Source organism: Gemmobacter lanyuensis, from assembly GCF_014652355.1.
Taxonomy (GTDB): domain Bacteria; phylum Pseudomonadota; class Alphaproteobacteria; order Rhodobacterales; family Rhodobacteraceae; genus Gemmobacter; species Gemmobacter lanyuensis.
The window spans coordinates 98,675-123,128 of record NZ_BMYQ01000010.1 but is presented as its reverse complement, the minus strand read 5'-3'; the positions used below and the strand labels follow the sequence as shown (position 1 = coordinate 123,128).

Sequence of the window (24,454 nt, the reverse complement as noted above, 5' to 3'; positions counted from 1 at the left end):
TCAAAACTGCGCCGCGCTCCATTCCAAATTCAGGGATGAAAGAGGAACGCATCCCCCCTTTGACCTTGATCCTACGATGAAATCTTTCCCCTCTGCTACGCGACAAGACAGCAGACCGGTGGAGGGATGGGTGGTTTCCCGTGGCCCCAAAACCCTGTCACGACCGGCACAATCCTGCAGGGCGGGGGTGCCAGAGAATGCCTGTTCTCTTTCCGGGTGCATCTTTGGAATTAAAATCACGACCTATATGGTAGTCTATTTTTGCACCCAAGGAGACGGCCATGACCAAAACGCGGATCACGCCTATGTTGGACGGATCGCCCGCCCACCGATGTCAAAACTGTCGGGCCATAAGGCACCCTGTGGCGCTGACCGTCGAACCTCAGGACCTGACAATTCGGAACAGCGCCGACTGGGCGGCCAAACTTGCAGGGGGCATCCTGCACCATCCCGGCCGCGGGTTCCTGCCGCGCCGTCCTGCCGCAACCATCGGGGTAACCCCTTCGCGGCGAAAGGCGGGGGCGGCATGAAGGATCATCCTGATTGCGTGCCGAATCCCCCGTCGGCAGGGCCCGCCTGTCGGGGCCCGCATGTGCTGATCGTGGGGGGTGGGGCCAGCGGCGTGCTGGCCGCCGCTCATCTGTTGCGCGCCGCTCCATCCGCCCATGTCACCGTGGTGGAGCCGAATGATCGTCTCGGGGCGGGGCTTGCCTATGCGACCGCAGACCGGACCCATCTGCTGAATGTCTGCGCGGGCCGGATGAGCGCACTTGCTGACGATCCCGGCCATTTCCTCGGCTGGCTGGCCCGGCAAGGTCAAGATGATGATGCCGGGCGTTTCGTACCCCGCCGTGTCTATGGCGCATACCTCGCCGATCTGCTGACGCCATGGCGCACGACCCGGCAGCCAAGGGTCCGTCACATCCGGTCTGTCTGTGTCGATCTTGCCGCTGGTCCGCAGGGCATCACCGCGACCTTGGCGGATGGCAGCACCCTATGCGCCGATCACGCCATCCTTGCCACCGGCCATACCCTGCCCCAAGCGGTGGCGCAGGTCGATCCGCCCGGCCCCTCTGCCACGGCTGAGACCACGCCACAGGGGGGAAGGGTCCTGATCCTCGGGACCGGGCTTACCATGGTGGATCATGTGCTGTCGTTGCTGGATCAGGGGTTTTGCGGCCAGATTACGGCTGTTTCGCGCCGTGGATTGCTTCCCATGGCCCATAGACCCGCGACCGCGCTGCCCCTTGTGGCAGGGGACATTCCGATCGGCCTGCCTGTCAGCCGCCTGTGTCGCTGGCTGCGGGATCTTGCCCGCCTTGCCGAACACAGGGGCGGAACATGGCGCGATGCGATGGAGGCCCTGCGCCCGCAGACCCAGCGCATCTGGCGCAATATGTCCGAGGCGGAACGTGCGCGCTTCCTGCGCCACGGTCAACGTTGGTGGGATATTCACCGCCACCGAATGCCCCCATCCTCGGAGCTGCGCCTGCGGGCCGCACTGGACAGTGGCCAGCTTGGGATTGTCCGGGCCGAAGTGGTTTCGGTTGGTGAGCTGGCAGGGGGCGTGACGGCGCTGATCCGCCCCTTCGGCGGCTCCGAACTGCAAGCCCTTCGCGCCGACCGTGTGCTGGATGCGCGCGGGCTGCGCTGGAACCCTTCCCGGTCGCCCTTGCTGGCACAGCTGCTGGCGCAGGGCACGATCCGCGTGGGCCCGCTCGGGCTTGGACTCGACCTCAGCGCCGAAAGCGCCGTAATCGGTGCGGATGGCAGGTCTTCGGACCGGATCTGGTCAATCGGCCCGCCCGCCCGCGCTGCCTTTTGGGAAATTACCGCCATTCCGGACATCCGCGAACAGGCCGCCCGTCTGGCGGCCCATCTCGCCGGGACAGTGACGACCGATGCTCGGTTGCCGGGGCGATCTTCCGGGTGATCTGGGGCAACAGCGCCCCCGGTTCATTTGATCTCCCCTTCGAGGATGATCAGATGACGGTTTGAGGCGCGGAGTGCGAATGGGAGGGCCTGGCGATAGTCTGGATCGTCATAGCAGGCCTGGGCCATTTCGAGGCTGGGGAATTCGACCAGCAGCGCGCGGGCGATGCCGGGGCCTTCCCTGAGGTCGAGCGAGGATCCACCGGTGATCAGCCGCGCCTGATATTTCGCGGCAATGGGGGCCCAGAGGGCGCCGTAGGTCTGTTGCGCTTCGGTATCTGTCACCGCTGCGCCCAGAACGACCCAATATCCCTTCATCATATTCTCCTTTTCGGACATGGGCCCGCCCGATGCCGGGCAGGCCCGAGGGTGTCAGATGTCTTTGACCAGACGCAACGCGTCATAGACGGCGGCATGGGTGTTGCGGGCGGCGACGGCATCGCCGATGCGGTAGAGCTGGAACTCGCCCGTGGCCCCTTCCTGCTGCGGTACGCCGGCGATCAGCTTTTCGTAATCGACCGCGCCGCCATTCTTCGAGAAGGGCAACAGATCATGGTAAAGGTCGGCATTCGGCCGCGTGCCCTGGTTCACGATGATCTGGTCATGCAGCTGTTCGCGCGCGATGCCGCCATAATCGCTGCCGATGACGGCGAGAAGCTGGTTCCCCTGCTTGCGGACGGCCTCGACCAGATAGGTCACGGTGAAGGTTGCGCCGCGTTTCTGCAGTTCGCGCATATAGGGGACAAGGTTCATCGCCATGACTTCGGGTGCGAAGGCGCGGTCGCGGGTCATGATCTCGACCTTGCCGCCTGCCTTGGCCACCACTTCGGCGGCCTGCAGCCCGGCGTGATCGCCCGCGTCATCATAGATCAGCACGTTCTGCCCGGGTTTCACATCGCCCGAAATCAGATCCCAGGACGAGGTCACAAGGTCATTGCCCTCTTTCAGGATGGCCGTATGGGGCAGGCCGCCGGTGGCAACGATGACCACATCGGGGTTCTCGGCGCGGATCGTGTCGGACTCGGCCCAGGTGTCGTAGCGAACCGTCACGCCCAGCCGTTCGCATTCGGCCACGCGCCAGTCGATGATGCCGATCATTTCGCGGCGGCGGGGGTTTTGCGCGGTCAGCAGGATCTGTCCGCCGGGTTTCGAGGCCGCTTCGAAGACCACGACATCATGACCCCGCTCCCCGGCGACGCGTGCGGCCTCAAGCCCGGCCGGACCTGCGCCTGCGATGACCACCTTCTTGCGGTGGGTCGCCTTGGGGATGTCATGGGGCATGGTTTCTTCGCGCCCGGTGGCCGCGTTATGGGTGCAAAGCGCGAGCCCGCCCTGATAGATGCGGTCAAGGCAATAGTTCGCGCCGACGCAGGGGCGAATGGTTTCCTCGCGGCCTTCCAGGATTTTCCGCATGATATGGGGGTCGGCCATATGCGCGCGGGTCATGCCGATCATGTCCACCTTGCCTGCGGCAATGGCATGGCGTGCGGTGGCCACATCCTGAATCCGCGTGGCGTGGAAGATCGGGAAACGGACCTCGCGGCGCAGCTCGCCCGCCAGATCGAGGAAGGGCGCCGAGGCCATGCCCATGATTGGGATATTGTCGGTCAGGCCCGCATCAGTTTCGATATGACCCTTGGTGACATTCAGGAAATCGACCAGACCGCTCGCCTTCAGGCGGCGCGAGATTTCAAAGCCTTCTTCCTTGGAATACCCCTCGGGGGTGTCCTCATCCATCACATAGCGGATGCCAAGGATGAAGTCCTGTCCCACCCGTTCACGGATCGCGCCCAATACCTCGAGCGAGAAGCGCATGCGGTTTTCGAGGCTGCCGCCATAGTCATTGTCGAGATGATTGCTCATCGGGGACCAGAATTGCGACAGCAGATGGCCGAAGCTTTCAAAGTCGATCCCGTCCACCCCGGCGGCCTTCATGCGTTCGGCCGCATCGGCGAAGTCCTTCTTGATGCGGTCGATGTCCCATTGCTCGATCAGCTTGGGGAAGGCGCGGTGGGCGGGTTCGCGGTCCATCGTGGGGGCGACGACGGGCAGCCAGTCGCCCTTGTCCCAGCGGGTGCGACGGCCAAGGTGGGTCAACTGCACCATCACCGCCGCGCCGTGATCGTGGCATTCGTCGACCATGGCCTTCATCCATGGCACCACCTCGTCCTTGTAGGCGAGGATATTGTTGAAGACGGGCGGGCTGTCCTTTGACACGGCGACCGAGCCCGCAGTCATGGTCAACGCGATCCCGGCTTTGGCGCGCTCGGCGTGATAGGCACGGTAACGGCCTTTGGGCATCCCGTCTTCCGGATAGGCCGGTTCATGCGAGGAGATCATCAGGCGGTTGCGCAGCGTCAGATGCTTGAGCTGGAACGGCTGCAGCAGTGGGTCGGTGGACATAGGGCACTCCGGGTGGATGGCAGGGGGTCGGGCCGCATAGATGCGGAAAGGTTAATCACCCGCAGGGCCGGGGCCACAAGCGGGGCGTTCAGGATCGGGTCGGTGGTCAGATGGCGGTCATGGTTTCTTACCGGTTCTTCCGGGTCGCTGCATCTTAAGTATTCATCTTGACATGATCGTATACGTTTTGCAAGGTGCGAGTCAACGCGGCCCCGGTGCCGGTCTTGATGCGGAGATTTGAGATGGCGCTGACCCTTTTGTTCATCGGCTGCGGCAACATGGGTGCGGCCATTGCCGGAGGCGCGGCTGCGGCCCTTCCGGAAGCGCGGCTTGTGGCGCTGGATCCCGAGCCGGAAAGGGCGCGCAGCCTTCTGCCGCCCGGGTCAGCGGTCGAAATCCATGCGACGCCTGAGGATCTCCGGATCAGCCCCGACTTGATCCTCCTCGGGATCAAACCGCAAAGCTTTGCCGGGCTCGCGCCCGAGGTGCTGTCGCTGCTGGCCGCTGCGCCGGTCGTGTCGATCATGGCGGGCGTGCCGCTTACACGGCTGACTTCGGCCATCGGCCACGCACGGGTGATCCGGGTCATGCCGAACCTGCCCGCGCTGGTGGGGGCGGGGATGAGCCTTGGTTGCAGGGCGCCGGGGCTTGCCGATGCCGCACTGGATGCGCTTGTCGCCAAGGTTTTTGGCGCCATCGGGCGCTTTGACTGGGCGTCGGATGAGGTGGCTTTTGAGACCGCAAACCCGGTTTTCGGTTGCGGCCCTGGCTTTGTCTTTGCCATCGCCGAACAGATGATCCGCGCGGCCGTTGCACAGGGGGTTTCGCCGGGGCTGGCGGACGGGCTGGTGCGCCAGACCCTCTTCGGCGCGGCCAAAATGCTGGCGGAAGACGCGCGCGACGCCGCCATGCTGAAACGCGCGGTTTCCAGCCCCGGAGGCACGACGCTTGCGGGCCTTGCCGTACTGGAGGCGCCCAATGCCCTGCCCGCGCTTCTTCCGCGCACCTATCAAGCGGCCCAAGCCCGCGCCCTGGAACTTGCCGCATTGTCCTGAGAGGTTGCCATGAAATCGCCTGACTACATCATCGTGGGGGCCGGTGCCGCGGGCTGTGTGCTGGCGGCGCGGCTGACCGAAGACCCAGGTACTCAGGTTCTGTTGCTGGAATCCGGTGGGTCGGACCGCAGGCTGACCATCGCCATGCCGGCTGCAATCCCGTTTGTCTATCAGAACAAGGCGCTCGGCTGGAACGAGATGGCCGGACCGGAACCCTACCTCGCCGGGCAGATGATCGATGAAAAGCGCGGCCGGGTCCTCGGTGGGTCGACCTCGGTCAATGCAATGATCTTCAACCGGGGAAATGCGCGCGATTTTGACGGTTGGGCGGCGCAGGGGCTGAGCGGTTGGGGGTGGCAGGATGTGCTGCCGTATTTCCGTCGGATGGAAAACTTTGCCGAAGGGGCAAGCCCCACGCGGGGCGGCGACGGGCCATTGAAGGTGGCCCGCGCCAATGCCGCGCATCCCCTTTTCGAGGTTTACATGCGGTCTGGCGAGCAAGCGGGCCATGCGCGCCCCGCCGATCACAATTCCGGCGATCAAGAGGGGATGCACATCGCCCAATGCACCATCGGCAATGGCCGCCGCTGGAACGCGGCACAGGCTTTTCTGCGCCCGGCACTCGGACGGCCTAACCTGGCCCTTAAAACCGGGGTCGATGTGGTGCGCATTCTATTTGACGGCACGCGCGCGGCCGGGGTTCTGTTGTCTGATGGCACCCGGCTTGAGGCATCGCGTGAGGTGATCCTTGCCGCGTCGAATATCGGGGCGGCGAAGCTTCTGCTTCTTTCGGGCGTGGGCCCGGCGGATGAGCTGCGCGCGTTGGGGATCCCCGTGGTGCTGGATCAGCCCCATGTCGGGCGGAACCTTGAAAACCATCCCGGTGTGAACCTGCAATATGCCGCGCGGCGAGAAGATACGCTGGTGTCGCAGCTGGGGTTGGTCGGGCAGGCGCGCCTTGGGCTGGAATGGCTTCTGTTCCGGCGCGGGCTTGGCGCGTCCAATTTCTTTGAGGCTGGTGCCTTCGTGAAAACCCACGACGGGGCCGACTATGCCAACTTGCAGCTGGAATTCCTGCCGCTTGCCCGGCGTGTGGTCAACGGCAAGGTCACGGTTTTCCCCGGCTTCCAGCTGTGGATGGATTTGTCGCGCCCCCATTCGCGCGGCTTTCTTCGGTTGCGCTCGGCCAACCCCGCCGATGCGCCGCAGATCGTGTTCAACCACCTTCAGCACCGCGAGGATCAGTTGGATATGATCCGTGCGGTTCGTCTGGCGCGTGAACTTTTTGCCCAGCCCGCGTGGGAGGGCATCCGCGGGGCCGAGGTCAACCCGACGGCCGATCTGCAGACCGATGACGATATCTTGGGCTGGATCAAGTCCGCAGTGGGGACAAGCTATCACCCATCGGGTGCCACACGCATGGCCGTGCGCCCGCAGGATGGCGTGGTGGATGTCGACTGCCGTGTTCACGGGCTGGAGGGGCTGCGTGTGGTCGGCCCGGGCGTCATGCCGCGGATCACGACCGGGAACCTGTCGGCCCCCACTTACATGATTGCCGAAAAAATCTCTGACGTCCTGCGCGGGCGCAGGGCCATCTGAAGGAAAGACGATGACGTTTCCCCTTGTTCCGCTGCTGATCGACGGTGTCTATGGCCCCGGTGCCACCGGCGCGACGATCCCGGTGATCAACCCCGCCACGGAAGAACAGATCGCCGATCTGGCCCATGCCGCCCCCGCCGATCTGGACCGGGCGCTTGCGGCCTCGGCCCGGGCTTTTGCGGTCTGGCGCGAAACCACGGCGGCCGAGCGCAATGCTGTTCTGGTGCGGGCCGCCGCGCTGATCCGGGACCGGCTGGAAGAGATCGCCGCCATCCTGACCGCCGAGAACGGCAAATCGCTGGCCGAGGCGCGCGGCGAGGTCGGGTTCTGCGCCGATGCGACCGATTGGTATGCCGAAGAGGCCAAGCGCGCCTATGGCCGCGTGATCCCGGCCCGCAGCCCCGATGTGCGCCAGATCACGCTGCGCGAACCCGTGGGCGTCGCCCTTGGTTTTGCGGCCTGGAACTTCCCGGCGGGCAATGTGACGCTGAAAATGGCGGCCGCGCTGGCTGCGGGCTGCACGATCATCGTCAAGCCCTCGGATGAAACCCCGGCCACGGCGGTGGCCATCGGGCGGTGCTTCACCGATGCAGGCGTGCCGGCCGGGGCGCTGAACATCGTTCATGGCGTGCCGGCTGCGGTGTCGGAACACCTGATCGCCTCGCCCATTCCGAAGAAGGTGTCGCTGACCGGCTCGACGCCGGTGGGCAAGCTTCTCCAACGCCTTGCGGCCGATACGATGAAGCGCTGCACGATGGAGCTGGGTGGCCATGCCCCCGTGCTGATCTTTGCCGATGCCGATATTCCCCATGCGGTCGAACGTCTGGTCGCAGCCAAGTTCCGCAACGCGGGTCAGGTCTGCACCTCACCCACGCGGTTCTTCGTCGCCCGCGCGGTCTATGATCAGGTCGTCGCGGCGTTTGTGGAACGTGCGCGGCAGGTGCAGGTCGGCGATGGGGCCACGCCGGGGTCGCAGATGGGCCCCATGATCACGGAACGCCGTCGCGCCGCGATTGCAGAGCTGGTCGAGGATGCGGTGGAGCAGGGCGCCAAACTGTGCCTCGGGGGCCATGCCCTGCCGGGCAAGGGCTATTTCTACGCGCCCACCGTGCTGGCCGATGTGCCCGAAACCGCGCGGGTGATGACCGAAGAGCCCTTTGGTCCCATCGCGGCCTTTACCCCCTTCGAGACATTCGATGAGGTGATCAGCCGGGCCAATGCCTTGCCCTATGGCCTTGCGGCCTATGTATTTTCGCAAAATCCGGGCACCATCGCCCGTGCGGGGGCGGCGCTTGATGCCGGGGTGGTGGGGGTCAACCATACCTCAGTGCATGAGGCCGAAACCCCCTTCGGCGGGGTGAACGAATCCGGCTATGGCGCCGAAAGCGGGATCGAGGGGCTCGATGCCTATCTGCGCACCAAGATGATGACCGAGAAATTCCTGTGAGGACGAACATGAAAACCGATGTCGCCATCATCGGCGGCGGGGCCATCGGGGCTGCCGTTGCCTATTATCTGAAAACCATGGACCCCAGCGTCTCGGTCACGGTGATCGAACGCGACCCGACCTATGCCATCGCCTCGACGCCCCGCGCGTCCGGCGGGGTGCGGCGGCTGTTTTCGCTGCCCGAAAACATCGCGCTGTCGAACTTCTCGATCCCTTTCTTCGAAACCTTTGCCGATACCATGGCGGTGAACGGCCAGCGGGCCGAGATCGGGTTCAAGAAAGGCGGGTATATCTTCATCGTGCCGCCTTCGGCGATTGATATGCTGAAGGCCAATTACGACACGGAACTGTCGATGGGTTGCAATGTCGTCTGGCTGACCCCGGATGAGATCAAGCACAAATTCCCCTCGATGTATGTGGGCGATCTGGGCGCAGCGGTACATTCGCCCGATGATGGCTGGCTTGATCCCTATGCCGTGCTGATGGGCTTCCGCAAAAAGGCCCAATCCCTGGGTGCTGCATTCGTGGCCGAGGATGTCACCGCGATGGAGCGGCAGGGCGCGCAGGTGACGGCGGCGGTCTGTGCCTCGGGCCTGAGGGTCGAGGCCACGCATTACGTGAACGCCGCCGGCGCCTGGGCCAAGGAAATCTGCACCATGCTGGGCTTCAAAGCCCCGATCGAGCCGCTGCGCCGCTTTGAGCATTATTTCGAATGCGAGGAAGAGATCGAGCCGCTGCCCTATCTGAAGGACCCCGAACGGCTGGCCTTCCGCCCCGAGGGCAAAGGGTATTCCGGGGGAGTCCCGACGCTGGCCGAACCCCGCGCCTACAATATGGAACCTGATCACGACTATTTCGAAAACGTGGTCTGGCCGGCGCTGGCCCATCGCTTCCCGAAGTTCGAGCGGACCAAGTGCAAATCGACGCTGCCCGGGCTTTATGACCAGAATGATCTGGACGGCAACGTGATCATCGGGCCGGGGGCTGACGGGCTTGGCAACTTCCACATGCTGGCGGGCTTCTCGGGCCACGGGCTGATGCATGCGCCGGGCTGCGGTCTGGCAATGGCCGAGCTGATCCTGAAGGGCCGTTACGAAACGCTGGATCTGACCCGCTTCGGCTGGAAGCGCATCGCCGAGGGCACACCTTTGCCCGAACGCGGCATCATCTGAAGCGGCGACCGGTCCCTTCTGCACGATATGCTCCCGGTGCAGAAGGGGCCGCCCCCCGCGATGCATGTTGACGGCCAAGCGCCGATGATTGCATCTCTTGGGGAGGGATCGGCTACGATCAAGTCATGGGGCGTCAGAGATGAACGAGATGAAAGACGAACAGCTGACCGCAGATCCGGTCTACAATGCGCTGAAGTCGGCGATCATCGCGGGGGAACTGGCCCCCGGTGAACCCCTGCGCCAAGATGAGATCGCCCGCCAGCACGGCGTCAGCAAGATCCCCGTGCGCGAGGCCCTGTTGCGGCTGGAGGTCGATGGTTTCGTCCTGTTCCGCAAGAACAAGGGCGCCATCGTGCGCGAGCTTTCGGCGCAAGAGGTGCTGAACCTTCTCGACATCCGCGAAGCACTGGAATGCAAGGCACTGGAACTGGCGGTGCCGCAGATGATCGACAGCGACATCGCCGCAGCGCGCGAGATCATAAATTCCTATGGACAGAAAAAGACGGTCGAGGCCTGGAGCGCGCTCAACCTCCGCTTCCACCAAGTGCTTTATGAACCCTGCGGCAATGCGCCCCTGTTGCAGATGATCGACGATCTGCGCGCACGCATCGGCCCCGTCATGCGCCTGTTGGTCACGGAAACCACCGGGCTGGAACGCCCGCATGCAGAACATACCGCGATCCTCGAGGCCTGCATCGCCCATGACACGCAGAAGGCGGTCAGCCTTCTGCGTCAGCACATCCAGACCACACGCAAGGAAACTGCCGCCAAGCTGATCCGCCGCAATACCTGACGGTCACAGCGGCGCGAGGTTCATGCCCTCGGGCACGGCGTAATCGGCCATGTCCTTGCGTGACAGTTCAAAATGCGCGCGGATCACGCTTTCGGCGGCATTCGGATCGTGCCGTTCGATGGCGTCGATGATCTGGTCGTGGTGTTCGCAGGCGGAATCGCTCTGCCCCATCGCTTCGGGGCTGTTGCGGAAGAAGGTCCGCCCGATCCGCCCATTGTCGATCAAAAGCCGCCGCAGGCTGGGCAGAAGATAGTCATTGCGGGCGATCACGCCGATCTGCAGGTGGAATTCGTTGTTTGCCACGACGCGTTCTTCGACATCCTTTTCGGCAATCGCCTTGCGGAAATCGGCCTGCACGCGCCGCAGTCGCGCCACATCGGCGGGCGTCGCCTTTTCCGCCGCAAGCCGGGTCGTTGCAATGTAGATCATCGGGCCGACCAGATAGAATTCCCGCAGGGCATGATAGCTCATCCCCGTCACGCGGGGGGGGCGGTTCGGTTCCAGCTCGACATAGCCTTCCCCCGCCATCTGGCGCAGTTGTTCCCGCACGGGCGAACGCGAGAGACCGAATTCCTCGCCGATGGCGACCTCGTCAATAATCGCGCCGGGTTCCATGTCCATCGTCAGAATGCGCCGTCGCAGAATATCGGCCAGCGAAGCTTTCTTCTTCGCGCCCGGCTCCTGTGTGTCGGTTTCAGCAGTCTTCATCGGCGCACCTTCTTCATCATAATAATGTTCGACTGAGTTTCGACATTTGTTATAATGCCCCTATCGCCACCCGCGGTAAATGATTCGGGCGTCGTTCCCAGCCATGCAAGCAGTGCTGCCTGCATGATCGGGGAAGGTTTGTCACGAGACCAGCGGGCTCGATCAATCACAATGGAGCATTGGATGTTTTTTGACGGCATTCAGACCCCTGTCATGACACCCTATGGTGCGGATGGCGCGGTGGATTACAAGGCCTATGCGGAGATCCTCGAGGCGCAGATCGCGGCGGGGGTGCATGGCATCATCATCGCGGGCTCGACCGGCGAATATTACGCCCAGAGCATGCAGGAGCGGTTCGAGATCGCGGCCTTCGCCCGCAAGGTGATTGGCAACCGCCTGCCGATGATGGTGGGCACGGGGTCGATCCGCACCGAGGATTCGGTGACCTACGCCAAACACGCGCGCGAGATCGGGGCAGATTCGATCCTCGTGACCTCGCCCCCCTATGCGATGCCCACTGAAGAGGAAAATGCGGTCCATGCGCTGACCGTCGATCAGGCGGCGGGGCTGCCGATCATGCTCTATAACTATCCGGTGCGGATGGGCGTCCAGATGGGCGAGCATTTCTTCCGCCGCGTCAGCGAATCCACGAACTTCAAGGGGATCAAGGAAAGCACGGGGTCGACCGACAGCATCCACCTTCTGGCGCTGAAGTTCCCCAATATTGCGCTGTCCTGCGGCTGGGATGATCAGGCGCTGGAGTTCTTTGCTTGGGGCGCGCGCAGCTGGGTCTGCGGGCCGGCGAACTTCCTGCCTGCCGAGAATATTGCGTTGTGGCAGGCCTGCGTCGTCGAGAATGACTTTGCCAAGGGCCGCGCCCTGATGGGGGCGATGATGCCGTTGATGGATCTGCTGGAGACGGACGGAAAGTTCGTCCCCAAGATCAAGCACGGCTGCCGGATGATCGGCCTGCCCGCCGGCTATGCCCGCAAGCCGCTGAGCGCCCTGACCGAGGAAGAAGGCGCCCGTTTCGAGGCGGTGGTCACCAAGCTTAGGGCCGATGTCGCGCAGGTGCTGGCGACCTGGCCGAAGAAGGCCTAACCCATGGTCACCGTCCGCAAGCTGCCGGTCGATATGGCGCGATCGGGGTGGGAGGCGCTCGCCGAGCGCGCCTTTCCACCAGAGAAGCTGTCGCAGGATGTGGCCGCCGATTGGCTGATCGTCGGCGCGGGCTTTGGCGGCTTGGCTGCGGCGCGGCGGCTGACGCAGCGCTGCCCCGGCGCCCGGATCGTGATGCTGGATGCGACACGGCTGGCGCTGGGGCCCGCGGGGCGCAACTCCGGCTATATGATCGACGTGCCGCACAATGTCTCGACCGGGGGATATGCGACGGGCAACGCGGCCGAGATCCGGGCCGAGATGGCGCTGAACCGGCTCGCCATCGACTATTCCCGTGGGGCGGCCGAGGACTATGGCATGGCCCCGCATGTCTTCGATCCCTGCGGCAAGATCAACGCCGCCGCCAGTGAAAACGGGGAAGCGCAGAACGCCGCCTTCGCCCGAGGCCTTTCCGAGATCGGCGAAGCCTATGAGATTCTGGATGCCGTCCAGATGCGCGATCTGACCGGCAGCACCTATTACCGCAGCGGCTTTTACACCGGGGGGACGGTGCTGATCGACCCGGCGCGCTTCGTCCATGCCTATGCGGCCGGATTGCGCCCCGCGGTCCAGATTTACGAAGACAGCCCGGTAGTGGAGCTGACCCGCGCCGGGCCCGTCTGGCGCGCGCGGACGCCGGGGGGCACGGTTTCGGCACCCAAGGTCATTCTGGCGGTCAATGGCCATATCCAGAACTTCGGCTTTTTCCGGGGGCGGCTGCTGCATGTCTTTACCTATGCCTCGATGACAGCCGCCTTCGAAGGGCAGGCCGGGCGTGACCGCTGGGCGCTGCTGCCTGCCGATCCGATGGGGGCCACGGTGCGCAAGGTGACCGATGGCCGGGCTTCGCGCATCGTGTTTCGCAGCCGGTTCAGCTGCAATCCCAGCCTCGAGACCAGCCAGGCCGCGCTCGACCGCTTTGCGCGGTCCCATCGCAAGGGCTTTGCGGCGCGCTTTCCCGATCTGGCGGGGCTGGCGTTCGAGCATACCTGGGGTGGCCGGCTGTGCCTGAGCCGCAACCATGCCCCCGCCTTCGGAGAGGTCGAAGAGGGGCTCTTTTCGGCATGCTGCGAGAACGGGCTTGGAACGGTGAAAAGCACCCTGGCGGGCATCATGGCGGTGGACCTTGCCACCGGGCAGCCGTCCGAGGCCTTGCGTGCCTTCATGGCCGTGCCGGGGCCGAACCGGCTGCCGCCCGAACCTTTCACCACGATCGGCGCCTCTGCCGTCATCCGCTGGCAGGAATTCCGGGCGGGCCGAGAAGGCTAGCCCCAAACTGGAGAGATCATGAAATCCAATTTGATCGTCATGCTGACGCTGAACGACGTGACCGTCGCCGATGCACGTGAGGTCTTTCTGGCCTCGGCCGACTTGCCCGTCACCTTCTGGGGCTTCAAGAACGTGGGCATCACGCCGGACGCCACGCGCGAACTGGTTGCGCTGATGAAGTCGCATGGCAAGACCACGGTGCTTGAGGTGGTGACCTATAACGAGGCCTCCTGCCTCGAAAACGCCCGGATGGCGGTCGAGCTCGGCTTTGACTACCTGACGGGGACGCTGTTCTATCCGTCGGTGGCAGAGTACCTCGCTGACAAGCCCATCCGCTATTTCCCCTTCTTCGGTGATGTGGACGGAAGCCCCGTCACCCTGCGCGGATCAATTGACGAGATCGTCGCCGCCGCCACGGCCCTTGAAGGGCGCGTCCATGGCCTCGACCTCGTGGCTTGGCGCCACGCGGGCGGAGAGCCCGTGGCGCTGGCCAAGGCGGTGGTGGCGGCCACGGATCTGCCGGTGATCATCGCAGGCAGCATCTCAAGCCGTGAGCGGCTGGAGATCGTCAACGAAATCAATCCTTTTGCTTTCACCATGGGCAGCGCGCTCTTTGAGGGGCGCTTCCTACCGGGTGCAGACTTCCGCACCAACCTGCAAGCCGTCCTGGCCGCGATGGCCGACATCTGACCCTGGAGACCCCCATGACCAGCGAACTCAAGACGACGATGACCAGCGAGCTGAAGCACCAATCCGATGCCCGGATCATCATGGAGGGGCCGGAGGTCGTTCGGTTCTACTTCAAATCCGAACAGCTGACCTTCGGCACCTCGCAGCTGAACCCCGGCCAGACGGGGGCGGTCGATCCGGGCCACCCCAACAGCCATGAGGTGTTCTTCTGCGTGAAGGGCAATGTCCTTCTGCGGGTAGGCGAGGTCTATCACGAGATGAACCCGGGCGATGCCGTCTTCGTTCCGCCGACGATCCCGCATCAGCTCACCAATATCGGGCTGGATGTCGCGCTGATCTCCTTCAGCCTTGCACCGAGCGAGTTCTGATCATGGCGCATGTCATCGGCATCGACATCGGGACCACCGCCATCAAGGCGGCGATCTTCGATGCGGACGGGCGGCTTTCGGGCAGCCACACGCAGGAATATGATCTTCTGACCCCCAGCTCCGGGATCGTGGAGCTGGATGCGCCCACCTATGTCGCTGCCTTCAAGGCAGCGGTCGCCGGGGCGATTCAGGACGCGGGCGTAGACCGTGATGCCATCGTCTCGCTCGGGATCTCGGCGCAGGGCGAGACACTTTTCCTGCTGGACGACACGGGTGAACCGCTGCGCAATGCCATCGTCTGGATGGACACCCGCGCCAATGCCCAGGCCGAGCGGATCGAGGCGCAGCTTGGCCGGGAGCTGATCCACCGCACGACCGGCCAGGTTGGCATGTCGGCGCTGTGGCCGGCATCGAAGATCCTCTGGCTGAAGGAAAACGAGCCGGAAGCTTTCGCGGCGACAGCGAAGTTTGCGCTGATCGAGGATTACTTCATCCAGCTTTTGACCGGACAGCTCGTGTCGGAGGACAGTCTTCTTTGTTCGACGATGCTCTGGGATATCAATACCCGCCGTTATTGGCCGCAAATGCTGGACCTTCTGGGTATAGCCGAAGCCCAGCTGCCAGAGATCCGGCAGCCCGGTTCGGCTGTGGGGCGCATCACGGCCGAGGCAGCGGCGGCCTTCGGACTTGGCCCTGATACGCTGATCTGTCTTGGGGCGCTGGATCAGGCCTGCGGTGCCATCGGGGTGGGCAATGTCCGGCCCGGGATCTTCTCGGAAAGCACCGGCGCCGCGTTGACCTCGGTCGCCATGGCGGATCGCCCGGTCATCGACCCTTCGGGCCAGATGCCCTGCTTCGCTTCGGGCCTGCCCGGGATGTATATGATCCACGCCTTTTCGACTGGCGGCATGGCAATCCGCTGGTTCCGTGACACGTTCTGTGCGGCCGAAATGGCGCAGGAGGCGGCAGGCGGCCCCAATGCCTATGCTGCCATCGATGCCGCTGTCGCACGCACGCCGCCGGGGGCCGATGGCCTGCGCGTCCTGCCCCACCTGCAGGGGTCCGGTCCGCCCGACAGCGACAGCCATGCCAAGGCGGTGTTCCTGAATGTGACCCTGGCGCATGGCAAGGATCACTTTGCCCGTGGCATCATGGAAGGGGTGACCATGGTTCTTTTGCGCATGATCGAGGCCACGCGCGCCCTTGGCGTCGAGGTCGACGAAATCCGCGCGCTCAGCGGCGGTGCCAAAAGCCCGGTCTGGTGCCAGATCAAGGCCGATGCCGCGGGCCTTTCCCTCCGGACCATGAAGACCACCGATTACGCCGCCTGCCTTGGTGCCGCCATTCTGGCGGGGGTGGCCGCAAAAATCTGGACCTCGGTAGAAGACACTGCAACACGACTGGCCGAAGCGGAGCGGACCTATGCCCCCGATCCCGCGCGCAAAGATCTCTATACATCCATGCTCGCCGAATACCGCCAATTGACGGCGGAACTGACCCCAGTCTTTCGGCGCGGCTGACACCTAACAAGCTGTCGTTTTCAGGCGGACGGGCCCTGTGGGCACCGCCCCTGCACGCCTGTTGCTCCTCGTGGCAGGCGGCTCATGCCGCCTGCGTGCCGTGGGGCTGTTTAGGCACATGATTGCCATGTGTAGACCGGCACCTGGAGATGCCTGATTGCCAAAAAGAATACTTGAATCAATAATAGTATACGATAAGGTTTACGGGGATATGTTTGATTCGGGTGCTCCACGTCACAAGGGCCGGCAAGGATCTGGCCACGCCGCCCACCCCTGATCTTGCGTAGTCTGCTGTTTGATATGTCTTCAGCCGTCTTCGAACGCGAAGTGGACGGAAGTCGTAGCAAGCAGGGCATCGTGTCCAAAAGCCAAAAGAACCGGCGCCCAAGGCCGTAAGGCAGCACCGGTTTATCAAGAAAAACAAACATCAACGGGAGGAAACCCTATGAAGAAACTGCTTCTTTCGGCTGCTTTCACGGCATCCATGCTGGGCGGCAGCGCGGTCTACGCCGAATGTGGTGATGTCACGATTGCCGCGTTCAGCTGGCAATCCTCTGAAGCCCTGTCCAACGTTGACCAGATCATCCTGAATGCAGGCTATGGCTGTAACGCGTCGATCGTGGCGGGCGATACTGTCCCGACGATCACCGCCATGATCGAAAAGGGCCAGCCGGACCTTGCCTCGGAAACCACCCCCAGTCTTCTGGGTGGCGTCTATGTCAAGGGCGAGGCCGAAGGTCGCGTAGCCGAAGTTGGCCTCGCGATCTCGGATGGGACGGTTTCAGGCTGGTACATCCCGACTTATGTCGCTGAGGCCCATCCCGAAATCAAGACGGTCGACGATGCCGTCGCCCATCCCGAGCTGTTCCCCGCCCCGGAAGATGCCTCGAAAGGCGGCGTGATCCAAGGCCCGCAGGGCTGGGGTGACACCGTGGTGACCGCGCAGCTCTACAAGGCGCTGGACCTTGACAACAAGGGCTTCACGCTGGTTCCCTCGGGTTCCGCTGCCGCGCTGGATGGTGCGATCGCCAAGGCCTATGAGCAAAAGCAGGGCTTCATCGCTGCCTACTGGGCGCCCACCTCGCTGCTCGTCAAGTATCCGATGATCCGCCTCGAAGGTGCGCATGACGCGGCCGAGTGGGCGCGCTGCACCAGCGTTCAGGATTGCCCGGATCCGAAGCCCAATTACTGGGCGCCGGCCGAGGTGAAGACGCTTGCCAGCAAGGACTTTGCCGAGGCTATGGATCCGGCGGTCAAGGACTACCTTGGCAAGCGCTCTTGGACCCAGGCTGAAGTCAGCCAGGTCATGGCCTGGATGACGGACAATCAGGCCAATGGCGAGGAGGGGGCCAAGTGGTTCCTCGCAAACATGCCGGACGTCTGGACGAAATGGGTTCCTGCCGATGTCGCTGACAAGATCAAGGCGGCGCTCTGACGCCTGACGGAAGCGGGCGAAGGCTTCGCTGGGCGCGGCCTTCGCCTTTTCGATTTCGACCGCATGTTCCCTGACCCTCTGGAACATGCCGCCAACGCGGGGGAGCGTATGGACTGGTTACTCAAATTTCCGCAATTGGACCCGGACTGGTTGCTGACGGCGAAGCGGGCCATTGACGGATCGCTCAAGGCTTTGACGCGCAGCTATGGGCAGTCCATCGAAGACTTCTTTTATCCGCTGCTGCAGGTCCTGATCTTCTTTGAAAATGTCATGGCGAATGCGCCCTGGCCCCTGATCGTGATCGCCGCCGGCGCTTTGGCGTGGTTTGCGTCGCGCAGATGGGCCGAGGTGGCGGGCGTTGTCGCCACGCTGGCGGTGATCGGGCTGCTGGGGCTTTGGGTCGACTCGATGAAGACCATCTCGCTTGTCCTGTCGGCCACGATCTTTTCGGTCGCCATTGGCATTCCGCTGGGCATCGTCATGAACCGCTACCGGCGCCTTGGCGCGGGCATGAAGGGGGCGCTGGACGTGATGCAGACCATGCCGCCCTTTGTCTATCTGATCCCGGTGGTCATGCTTCTGGGCATTGGGCGGGTGCCGGGCTTCATCGCCGTGGTGATCTATGCCGTGCCGCCGATCATCCGCCTGACCGATCTGGGCATTCGCCTGGTCGACAAGGAAATGCTGGAAGCTGCCGATGCCTTCGGCTGCTCACCGTCGCAAAAGCTCTGGAAGGTGCAGATGCCGCTGGCCATTCCGACCGTGATGGCGGGCATCAACCAGACCATCATGATGGCGCTGGGGATGGTGGTCATCGCCTCGATGATCGGGGTGCAGGGGCTGGGCCTGAATGTGCTGCAGGCCATTGCCAACCAGTATTTCACCCAAGGCATCTTCAACGGCTTCGCCATCGTCGGCATCGCCATCATCTTCGACCGCATCAGCCAGGCCTATGGCCGCCGGCTGCAGAAGCACCGGGGCGCAAGCCATGACTAAAAGCCAGACCTCCATCGAAATCCGCAATCTCTACAAGATCTTCGGCGCCCATCCCGAGGCCCATGTCGAGGCGGTCCGGCGCGGCATGTCGAAGGAAGAGCTCGGTGCACGGCACAGCCATATTCTCGGGTTGAACGACATCAACATTTCCATGCCTGCCGGCAAGATCCAGGTGATCATGGGGCTGTCGGGGTCGGGGAAATCGACGCTGATCCGCCACATCAACCGCCTGATCGAACCCACCTGGGGCGAGATCGTGATCGGTGGGCAAAATGTGCTGGAAATGTCCGAGACGGAGCTGCGCGACTTCCGTCGCACCGGCACCGCAATGGTGTTCCAGAAGTTTGCCCTGCTGCCGCATCGAACCGTCATCGACAACGTGACCTTCGGGCTTGAGGTGCGGGGGGTCGATGCCGCCGCCGCCCGCGCCACCGGCCTCCGCTGGATCGAACGGGTCGGCCTGAAAGGGTTCGAGAACCGCTATCCGAACGAGCTTTCGGGGGGCATGCAGCAGCGCGTGGGTCTGGCGCGTGCGCTTTCGAATGACACCTCGATCCTTCTGATGGATGAAGCCTATTCGGCGCTCGATCCGCTGATCCGCACCGACATGCAGACCATGTTGCTGGATTTGCAGAAGGAATTGGGCAAGACCATCGTCTTCATCACCCATGACCTCGACGAGGCCCTGCGCCTCGGGGATCAGATCGTCATCCTCCGGGATGGCTCCATCGTCCAGCAGGGCAATAGTCAGGACATCCTCCTCAACCCCGCCGATGACTATATCCAACGCTTCATCAAGGACGTGAACCGCGGACGCTATATCCGTGTCGCCAGCGTGATCGAACCGGCAAGCGAGTCCGCTTTGCCACAGGTGCCCGCCGAGATGATGCTGGAGGACGCGGTCAAGGTGCTGTCCGATGCCGCCGCCAGTGCCGCGAATGTCATCGACGCAGCGGGGCGGATCATTGGCGCAGTCACCCTGCGAACGATCATGTCGGTCCTGTGAACGGACTGGCGCTCCAGCCGGGGGTCTTTGGCCCCCGTCAGCATGTTCTTCGGGCAGGGGTGCCTTGGTCCAAACCGGTCAGTGTCTGCCGGCCGCCGACCTGTGTGCCCCCTGACTCCGGCAGATCCTGACAGAGACAAGACAGGCAGATGATCAATTTCAGCACCGGAACCGCCATTATCGGCGCAGGCAATCTTGGGATTGCGACAGCCTACTACCTTATGCGCAACCATGGCGTCACCGATGTCGTCCTGATCGATCAAGGGCAGCCGATGGGGTTTACCTCGGCGCAATCGGGCGAAAACTATCGGGACTGGTGGCCGCACCCCTGCATGGTGCGCTTCATGTCGCGTAGCCTTGACCTGATGGAAGAGATCGCGGGCCAGACCGACAATCGCATCGCGATGACGCGGCGGGGGTATCTTCTGGCCACCCGTGCCGATGACATCGGGGCCGAGCTGCAGAAAATCGACCACGCGTTCGAGGGCGCAGCCGAGCTTCGCGTGCATGACGGGCCCCTTGCGCCCGGCTATCGTCCACCTCTCTCATCCGATTGGCGGGCAGCCCCGATCGGCTTTGACATCCTGTCGAATCCCGCGCAGATGCGGGCGCAGTTCCCCCATTTCGATCCTTCGATAAAACATGTGATCCATGTGCGCCGTGCCGGGGATATTGCCGGGCAGCAACTGGGGCAGATCATGTTGGAACAAGTGGCAGCCCAAGGCGGGACGCGGATCACCGGCATGGTGCGGGCCATTGCCCAGACAGCCGAAGGGTTCACGCTCTCGCTCTCGGGTCGGGAGGGGATGGTCGCGGTGCAGGCGGAACGGGTCATCAACGCGGCGGGCCCGTTTGCAGGGCAGATCGCGGCGATGCTGGATATCACCCTCCCGATCCAAAACGTGGTGCAGCAGAAAATCGCCTTCCCGGACGTGGACGGGGTGATCCCGCGCAGGATGCCCTTTGCGATTGATCTGGACGGTCAGCAGATCGACTGGACAGCTGAGGAGCGTGAAGCCTTGCTGAAGGATGCCATGCTGGCGCGGCTGGCTGGCCCCATGCCGGGCGCGATCCATTGCCGCCCCGACGGCGGCGATCACGGACGCTGGGTCAAATTGGGTTGGGCATACAACGCGGCTCCGGAAGAGGTCTCCTGGACACCGACCCTGGACCCGAACTTCCCGGAAATTGTCCTGCGCGGCGCGTCACGTCTCAACCCGGGACTTCGCGGTTATGTTGGTCGGCTGCCGCGGCAGATGCACCACTATGGCGGCTACTACACGCGCACTGCTGACAACTGGCCCCTGATCGGCCCGATGGGTCCGCAAGGTGCGTTCATGGCGGCGGCCCTCTCCGGCCACGGAACCATGGCGGCCTGTGCCACCGGCGAATTGGCCGCCGCATGGGCCGCCGGTGCAGCTTTGCCCGCAGAGGCGACCACCTTCACCCTGGATCGTTTTGCAGCCGATCGTCCCCAGACCGTCGACGACTCTGGCCTGTTGTGATTTGAGGCGACGCCCCCCGTTAAGGGGCTCTTTGGCGATGACCTGCGGCGGTTTGGGCTGGATGAGGCAAGGTTGCTGGCGGGCAGCGATCAAAGGTTTTCGGGCCCGAAAATGTCAAAGCCAAGCAAACGCTTCCCGGGTGCGGCGGCGTTTGCCAAGTCTGCTTGCATATGATGGATCGCTTCCGCGGCCAGACGTTGGACCGGATGGGCGAAGACCATCGTGATGATGTTGTCGATCAGACCGATGCGTGAATGTGCGGTCATGTCGTTTCCAACAGTCACGATCTCCTTGGCACGGCCAGACGCACGAAGGGCTTCCAATGCGCCCGGCATCCCCCCGCCCGCGACGTAAAGCGCCACCAGATCTGGATGACGTTTCAAAAGGTGTTCGGTCACGTCCCGTGCAATCGCATTGTCCTCAAAGGTCTGGACGGGTTCCAACAAGGTGAAGTGCGGGGCGAGTTCGCGACAGTACGACCGAAAGCCGGATTCATTGAGTTCCTGACATCGGTAACGGTGGTTCCCGACAACGATGCCGACAGGCCCGGCGCGTTTGCACATGCCCGCGATGGCCCAGCCCGCCGTACGCCCCACGCGCCAGTTGTCCAGCCCAAAATAGCCGGTCCCGCAGGCGGCGGTGAGTTCCGAAATAAGGCCGTAGGTGGGAACCCCCTTCGCGGCCAGCGTCTCTATCGCATTGGCAACGCGGGCATGTTCGGCTGACACCACGGCAAGGGCCTGCACCCTTTCCCCCATGTGCAGGATGCGGTCGGCAACTGCCTCGGGGGACAGGTCGTTCATATGCTCGACGATGATGTCCACCGGATCGGAAGCGGCGGCGGCGGCTTGATGCAGCGCCTCGGCGATAGAGCGGTAGAAAGCCCGGTGCGATTGCTGAAGCAGAAAACCCAGTCGCACGCTGGGCTTGTTCGATTGCAGGCGCTGGCGCAGGGCGGGCAGGGCGTAAAAGCCAAGCTCTTCGGCCGCGGCAAGAACACGTTCCGCCGTCTTGGTGCGGACATTGTCCCGGCCGTTCAGAATGCGATCGATCGTTGAGACGCTGACGCCAGCCTTTTCGGCAAGGTCCTGAATTGTCGCTCTGCGTGCCATGTCTGTCTCCTGACGGATTCCTTCATTTTTTGCGATGTCAAAAAGAAGGAAAAGAGGGGAAATGCGTCTTACATTATGAAATGTTTATGCCGGAAATTTTGTCAATGGTATGAATTTTCCACGCAAAGCAGCGACTCGAATTTTGAAGGACCGGAGGCCGCAATGGACGATCTGAAATTCGGAACCCGTGACAAACGCGGCAATTGGACGCCCCACAAGCCGTTGGAGATTGCGCCGTTCTGGACTGGCAAATTCAGCAGCATGGGCGCTTGGCTTGTCGGATATATCTGGCCGCACAACACCATCTTCATGGCGGTGACGCTGGCCTACTGGTTTCTGGTCCTGCCCGATTTCGAGGTGATGAAGACCTTCTCCTGGGATTGGATGCTCTGGCTGCATGCAGTGAACAGCGCGGGGATCTTCCTGCTCTATGGTTCGGTCGAGCTGTTCTATTACGTCAAGCGCAAGCAGGGTACGCGGTTCAAATACAACCACAAATTCCCGGCCGAAAATCCGTCGGACGTCTTCTGGTTCAAAAGCCAGAACATCGACAACTTCCTGCGGACGTTCCTGATTTCGATCCCGCTCTGGACGCTGGTGGAATCGGCGGTGCTTTGGGCCTTTGCCAATGGCTATGGCATCTGGCTATCGCCCGAGGATCACTGGCTGTGGCTGGTCGTGCTGGTCTTTCTTGCCCCCGCCATCCACGAGGTGCATTTCTTCTGCATCCACTGGCTGATCCATCAGGGCGCGCTTTATCGCCATATCCATTCGGTTCACCATAACTCGATCAACCCAAGCCCCTGGTCGTCCATGTCGATGCACCCGGTCGAGGCCACGCTGTTCTTCGCCGAAATGGCCTGGCATCTGCTGATCCCGTCCAACCCCTTGGTGGCGCTGTTCCAGCTGACCAGCACGGCCTATGGCGCGATTGTCGGTCACATCGGGTTTGACAAGCTGGAAATCACCGAAGGGCAGGCGATGGATAGCCATGCCTACACCCACTACCTGCACCACAAATATTTTGAGGTGAACTATGGCGGCGATGGGGTCATTCCGCTCGATAAGTGGTTCGGCACCTGGCACGACGGCACCAAGGACGCTGACGAGCGCATGAAGGAACGCTTCCGCAAAAAGAAAGAGCGTGCGAACGCCAGGAAAGCCGGACAGATCGCCGCCGAGTGAGCGCGCAGGGGAGAAAGGCGCGCCCATCCGAACAACCAGATCAAACAACCGCGCAGCGGATGATGCCGCGCGGCCATAACGGGGAGGAGACCCACCATGAAACTGACCAATCTGCTTGCAGCCACAGCGCTTGCAACCCTTGGGGCCGGGATGGCCTATGCTGAAGGCGCAAAGATCTTCGTGATCGGGGGCAAGCCCGATGATCCCTTCTGGTCCATCGTCAAGCGCGGCGCCGAAGATGCGGGGAAAGTGGTCGAGGCGCAGGGCGGCAGCGTCACCTGGCTGGGCCCGCAGAACTACGACAACCTCGGCGTCGATGCAGCCGAGCTGATCCGTCAGGCCATCGATCAGGGCGCCACCGCCATCGTCGGCCCGGACTGGGTGCCCGAGGCGATGGACCCGGCCTTCAAGGCCGTGGTTGATGCCGGCATCCCGCTGGTGATCTACAACGCAGGCGGCATCGAGGCCGCAGATCGTCTGGGCGCGATGAACTATGTCGGCGCGGTCGATTACAAGGCGGGTGTCGCGGGCGGGGAATACCTCGGCAAGGCGGGCAAGAAGAACGGCGTCTGCATCAACTCGCTGCCCGGCGCGGCCAATATCGAAGATTACTGCAACGGTTTTGTCGAAGGCATCACCGCGGCCGGGGGCAAGGGTTCGGTCCTGCCGCTGCCCGCAACCGCCCAGGGCAACGTGACCGCCGTGGCCCAGGCCATTCGTGCCCATCTGCTGGAAAATCCCGAGATTGACGCCGTCTTCACCACCGCAAACCTTGATGCCGTGGGTGCGGTGCAGGGCATCGCGCAGGCGGGCAAGGGAGAGGCCGTGGGCCTTTGCGGGATCAACTTCGACGAAGCGATCCTGACCAACATCCAAAGCGGCGCGCAGGCCTGCGCCATCGACCAGCAGGGCTATCAGCAGGGCTTCTATGCCGTGTCGATCCTGAATGGTTACGTGAACTACGGTCTGACCATCCCCACCCGCGAAATCCTGACCGGGCCGGGCATCGTCGATGCCTCGAACATTGAAGCGACCATCGCCGGCGCCAAGCAGGGCACGCGCTGATCACAGTATGACGTGGGCCGTCCGGCAAAACCGGGC

The 24,454-nt window shown here is 63.1% G+C and carries 21 protein-coding genes; 17 read left to right on the top strand and 4 right to left on the bottom strand.

All coding sequences use genetic code 11. From position 1 onward, the window contains the following. The first annotated feature begins 592 nt into the window (after positions 1–592). Positions 593–1,933 carry an FAD/NAD(P)-binding protein gene (locus IE101_RS14825; protein ID WP_189634630.1) on the top strand — a complete coding sequence of 447 codons (1,341 nt, stop codon included), beginning with the start codon at positions 593–595 and terminating at the stop codon, positions 1,931–1,933. Positions 1,934–1,956: 23 nt separating this feature from the next. On the opposite strand, the gene IE101_RS14820 is transcribed toward IE101_RS14825, so the two are convergent. Both IE101_RS14820 and IE101_RS14815 read right to left on the bottom strand, forming a co-directional pair. Beyond that, a complete protein-coding gene (locus IE101_RS14820; protein WP_189634629.1) occupies positions 1,957–2,250 on the bottom strand; it encodes a DUF1330 domain-containing protein in 294 nt (97 codons plus the stop codon). A gap of 54 nt (positions 2,251–2,304) precedes the next feature. After that, positions 2,305–4,335: an NADH:flavin oxidoreductase gene (locus tag IE101_RS14815; protein WP_189634628.1), complete on the bottom strand. Its 2,031-nt coding sequence runs from the start codon at positions 4,333–4,335 to the stop codon at positions 2,305–2,307. 242 nt (positions 4,336–4,577) lie between these two features. On the opposite strand from IE101_RS14815, the gene IE101_RS14810 reads away from it, so the two are divergent. From IE101_RS14810 to IE101_RS14790, 5 genes are all read left to right on the top strand, one after another. Then, the gene (locus IE101_RS14810; RefSeq protein ID WP_189634627.1) at positions 4,578–5,390 is read left to right on the top strand and encodes a pyrroline-5-carboxylate reductase family protein; all 813 of its coding nucleotides are present in this window, start codon (positions 4,578–4,580) and stop codon (positions 5,388–5,390) included. A 9-nt stretch (positions 5,391–5,399) separates the two neighbouring features. Then, positions 5,400–6,989 (top strand): GMC family oxidoreductase N-terminal domain-containing protein, encoded by a 1,590-nt coding sequence (locus IE101_RS14805; RefSeq protein WP_189634626.1) that lies wholly within the window; start codon positions 5,400–5,402, stop codon positions 6,987–6,989. Positions 6,990–6,999: 10 nt separating this feature from the next. Then, entirely contained in the window at positions 7,000–8,436 is a 1,437-nt protein-coding gene (locus tag IE101_RS14800; RefSeq protein ID WP_189634625.1) for an NAD-dependent succinate-semialdehyde dehydrogenase, read from the top strand. A gap of 8 nt (positions 8,437–8,444) precedes the next feature. Beyond that, positions 8,445–9,608, top strand: coding sequence for an NAD(P)/FAD-dependent oxidoreductase (locus IE101_RS14795; protein WP_189634624.1), 1,164 nt, complete (start codon positions 8,445–8,447; stop codon positions 9,606–9,608). A 139-nt stretch (positions 9,609–9,747) separates the two neighbouring features. Next, positions 9,748–10,401: a GntR family transcriptional regulator gene (locus IE101_RS14790; protein ID WP_189634623.1), complete on the top strand. Its 654-nt coding sequence runs from the start codon at positions 9,748–9,750 to the stop codon at positions 10,399–10,401. 3 nt (positions 10,402–10,404) lie between these two features. Here IE101_RS14790 and IE101_RS14785 read toward each other — a convergent pair whose 3' ends face one another. Further along, positions 10,405–11,109, bottom strand: coding sequence for a GntR family transcriptional regulator (locus IE101_RS14785; protein ID WP_189634622.1), 705 nt, complete (start codon positions 11,107–11,109; stop codon positions 10,405–10,407). Positions 11,110–11,292: 183 nt separating this feature from the next. Here IE101_RS14785 and IE101_RS14780 point away from each other — a divergent pair, with 183 nt between their 5' ends. The 9 genes from IE101_RS14780 to IE101_RS14740 all read left to right on the top strand — a co-directional run bounded on the left by IE101_RS14780 (position 11,293) and on the right by IE101_RS14740 (position 21,056). Continuing rightward, positions 11,293–12,210: a dihydrodipicolinate synthase family protein gene (locus tag IE101_RS14780; protein ID WP_189634621.1), complete on the top strand. Its 918-nt coding sequence runs from the start codon at positions 11,293–11,295 to the stop codon at positions 12,208–12,210. 3 nt (positions 12,211–12,213) lie between these two features. Beyond that, positions 12,214–13,536, top strand: coding sequence for an NAD(P)/FAD-dependent oxidoreductase (locus tag IE101_RS14775; RefSeq protein ID WP_189634620.1), 1,323 nt, complete (start codon positions 12,214–12,216; stop codon positions 13,534–13,536). 18 nt (positions 13,537–13,554) lie between these two features. Further along, complete coding sequence (locus IE101_RS14770) at positions 13,555–14,226, top strand: hypothetical protein (RefSeq protein ID WP_189634619.1); 672 nt, start codon at positions 13,555–13,557, stop codon at positions 14,224–14,226. Between the two features lie 14 nt (positions 14,227–14,240). Then, complete coding sequence (locus tag IE101_RS14765; protein WP_189634618.1) at positions 14,241–14,594, top strand: cupin domain-containing protein; 354 nt, start codon at positions 14,241–14,243, stop codon at positions 14,592–14,594. A gap of 2 nt (positions 14,595–14,596) precedes the next feature. Further along, positions 14,597–16,114 carry a xylulokinase gene (locus tag IE101_RS14760; RefSeq protein WP_189634617.1) on the top strand — a complete coding sequence of 506 codons (1,518 nt, stop codon included), beginning with the start codon at positions 14,597–14,599 and terminating at the stop codon, positions 16,112–16,114. A gap of 445 nt (positions 16,115–16,559) precedes the next feature. Continuing rightward, positions 16,560–17,549, top strand: coding sequence for a glycine betaine ABC transporter substrate-binding protein (locus IE101_RS14755; protein ID WP_189634616.1), 990 nt, complete (start codon positions 16,560–16,562; stop codon positions 17,547–17,549). 108 nt (positions 17,550–17,657) lie between these two features. Then, the gene (locus IE101_RS14750) at positions 17,658–18,545 is read left to right on the top strand and encodes an ABC transporter permease (protein ID WP_189634615.1); all 888 of its coding nucleotides are present in this window, start codon (positions 17,658–17,660) and stop codon (positions 18,543–18,545) included. Further along, on the top strand, positions 18,538–19,551 hold the full coding sequence (locus IE101_RS14745) for a quaternary amine ABC transporter ATP-binding protein (RefSeq protein ID WP_229804201.1): 1,014 nt from the start codon (positions 18,538–18,540) through the stop codon (positions 19,549–19,551). Before IE101_RS14750 ends, IE101_RS14745 begins: the two co-directional genes overlap by 8 nt. Positions 19,552–19,700: 149 nt before the next feature. Next, positions 19,701–21,056 carry an NAD(P)/FAD-dependent oxidoreductase gene (locus tag IE101_RS14740; protein WP_189634613.1) on the top strand — a complete coding sequence of 452 codons (1,356 nt, stop codon included), beginning with the start codon at positions 19,701–19,703 and terminating at the stop codon, positions 21,054–21,056. 89 nt (positions 21,057–21,145) lie between these two features. Here the strand turns inward: IE101_RS14740 and IE101_RS14735 are convergent, their stop codons facing one another. Then, positions 21,146–22,168: a LacI family DNA-binding transcriptional regulator gene (locus IE101_RS14735; protein WP_189634612.1), complete on the bottom strand. Its 1,023-nt coding sequence runs from the start codon at positions 22,166–22,168 to the stop codon at positions 21,146–21,148. 162 nt (positions 22,169–22,330) lie between these two features. On the opposite strand from IE101_RS14735, the gene IE101_RS14730 reads away from it, so the two are divergent. Together IE101_RS14730 and IE101_RS14725 are read left to right on the top strand one after the other, a co-directional pair. Next, a complete protein-coding gene (locus tag IE101_RS14730) occupies positions 22,331–23,353 on the top strand; it encodes a sterol desaturase family protein (protein WP_189634611.1) in 1,023 nt (340 codons plus the stop codon). Positions 23,354–23,449: 96 nt separating this feature from the next. Continuing rightward, positions 23,450–24,418, top strand: coding sequence for a substrate-binding domain-containing protein (locus IE101_RS14725; protein WP_189634610.1), 969 nt, complete (start codon positions 23,450–23,452; stop codon positions 24,416–24,418). Positions 24,419–24,454 lie beyond the last annotated feature (36 nt).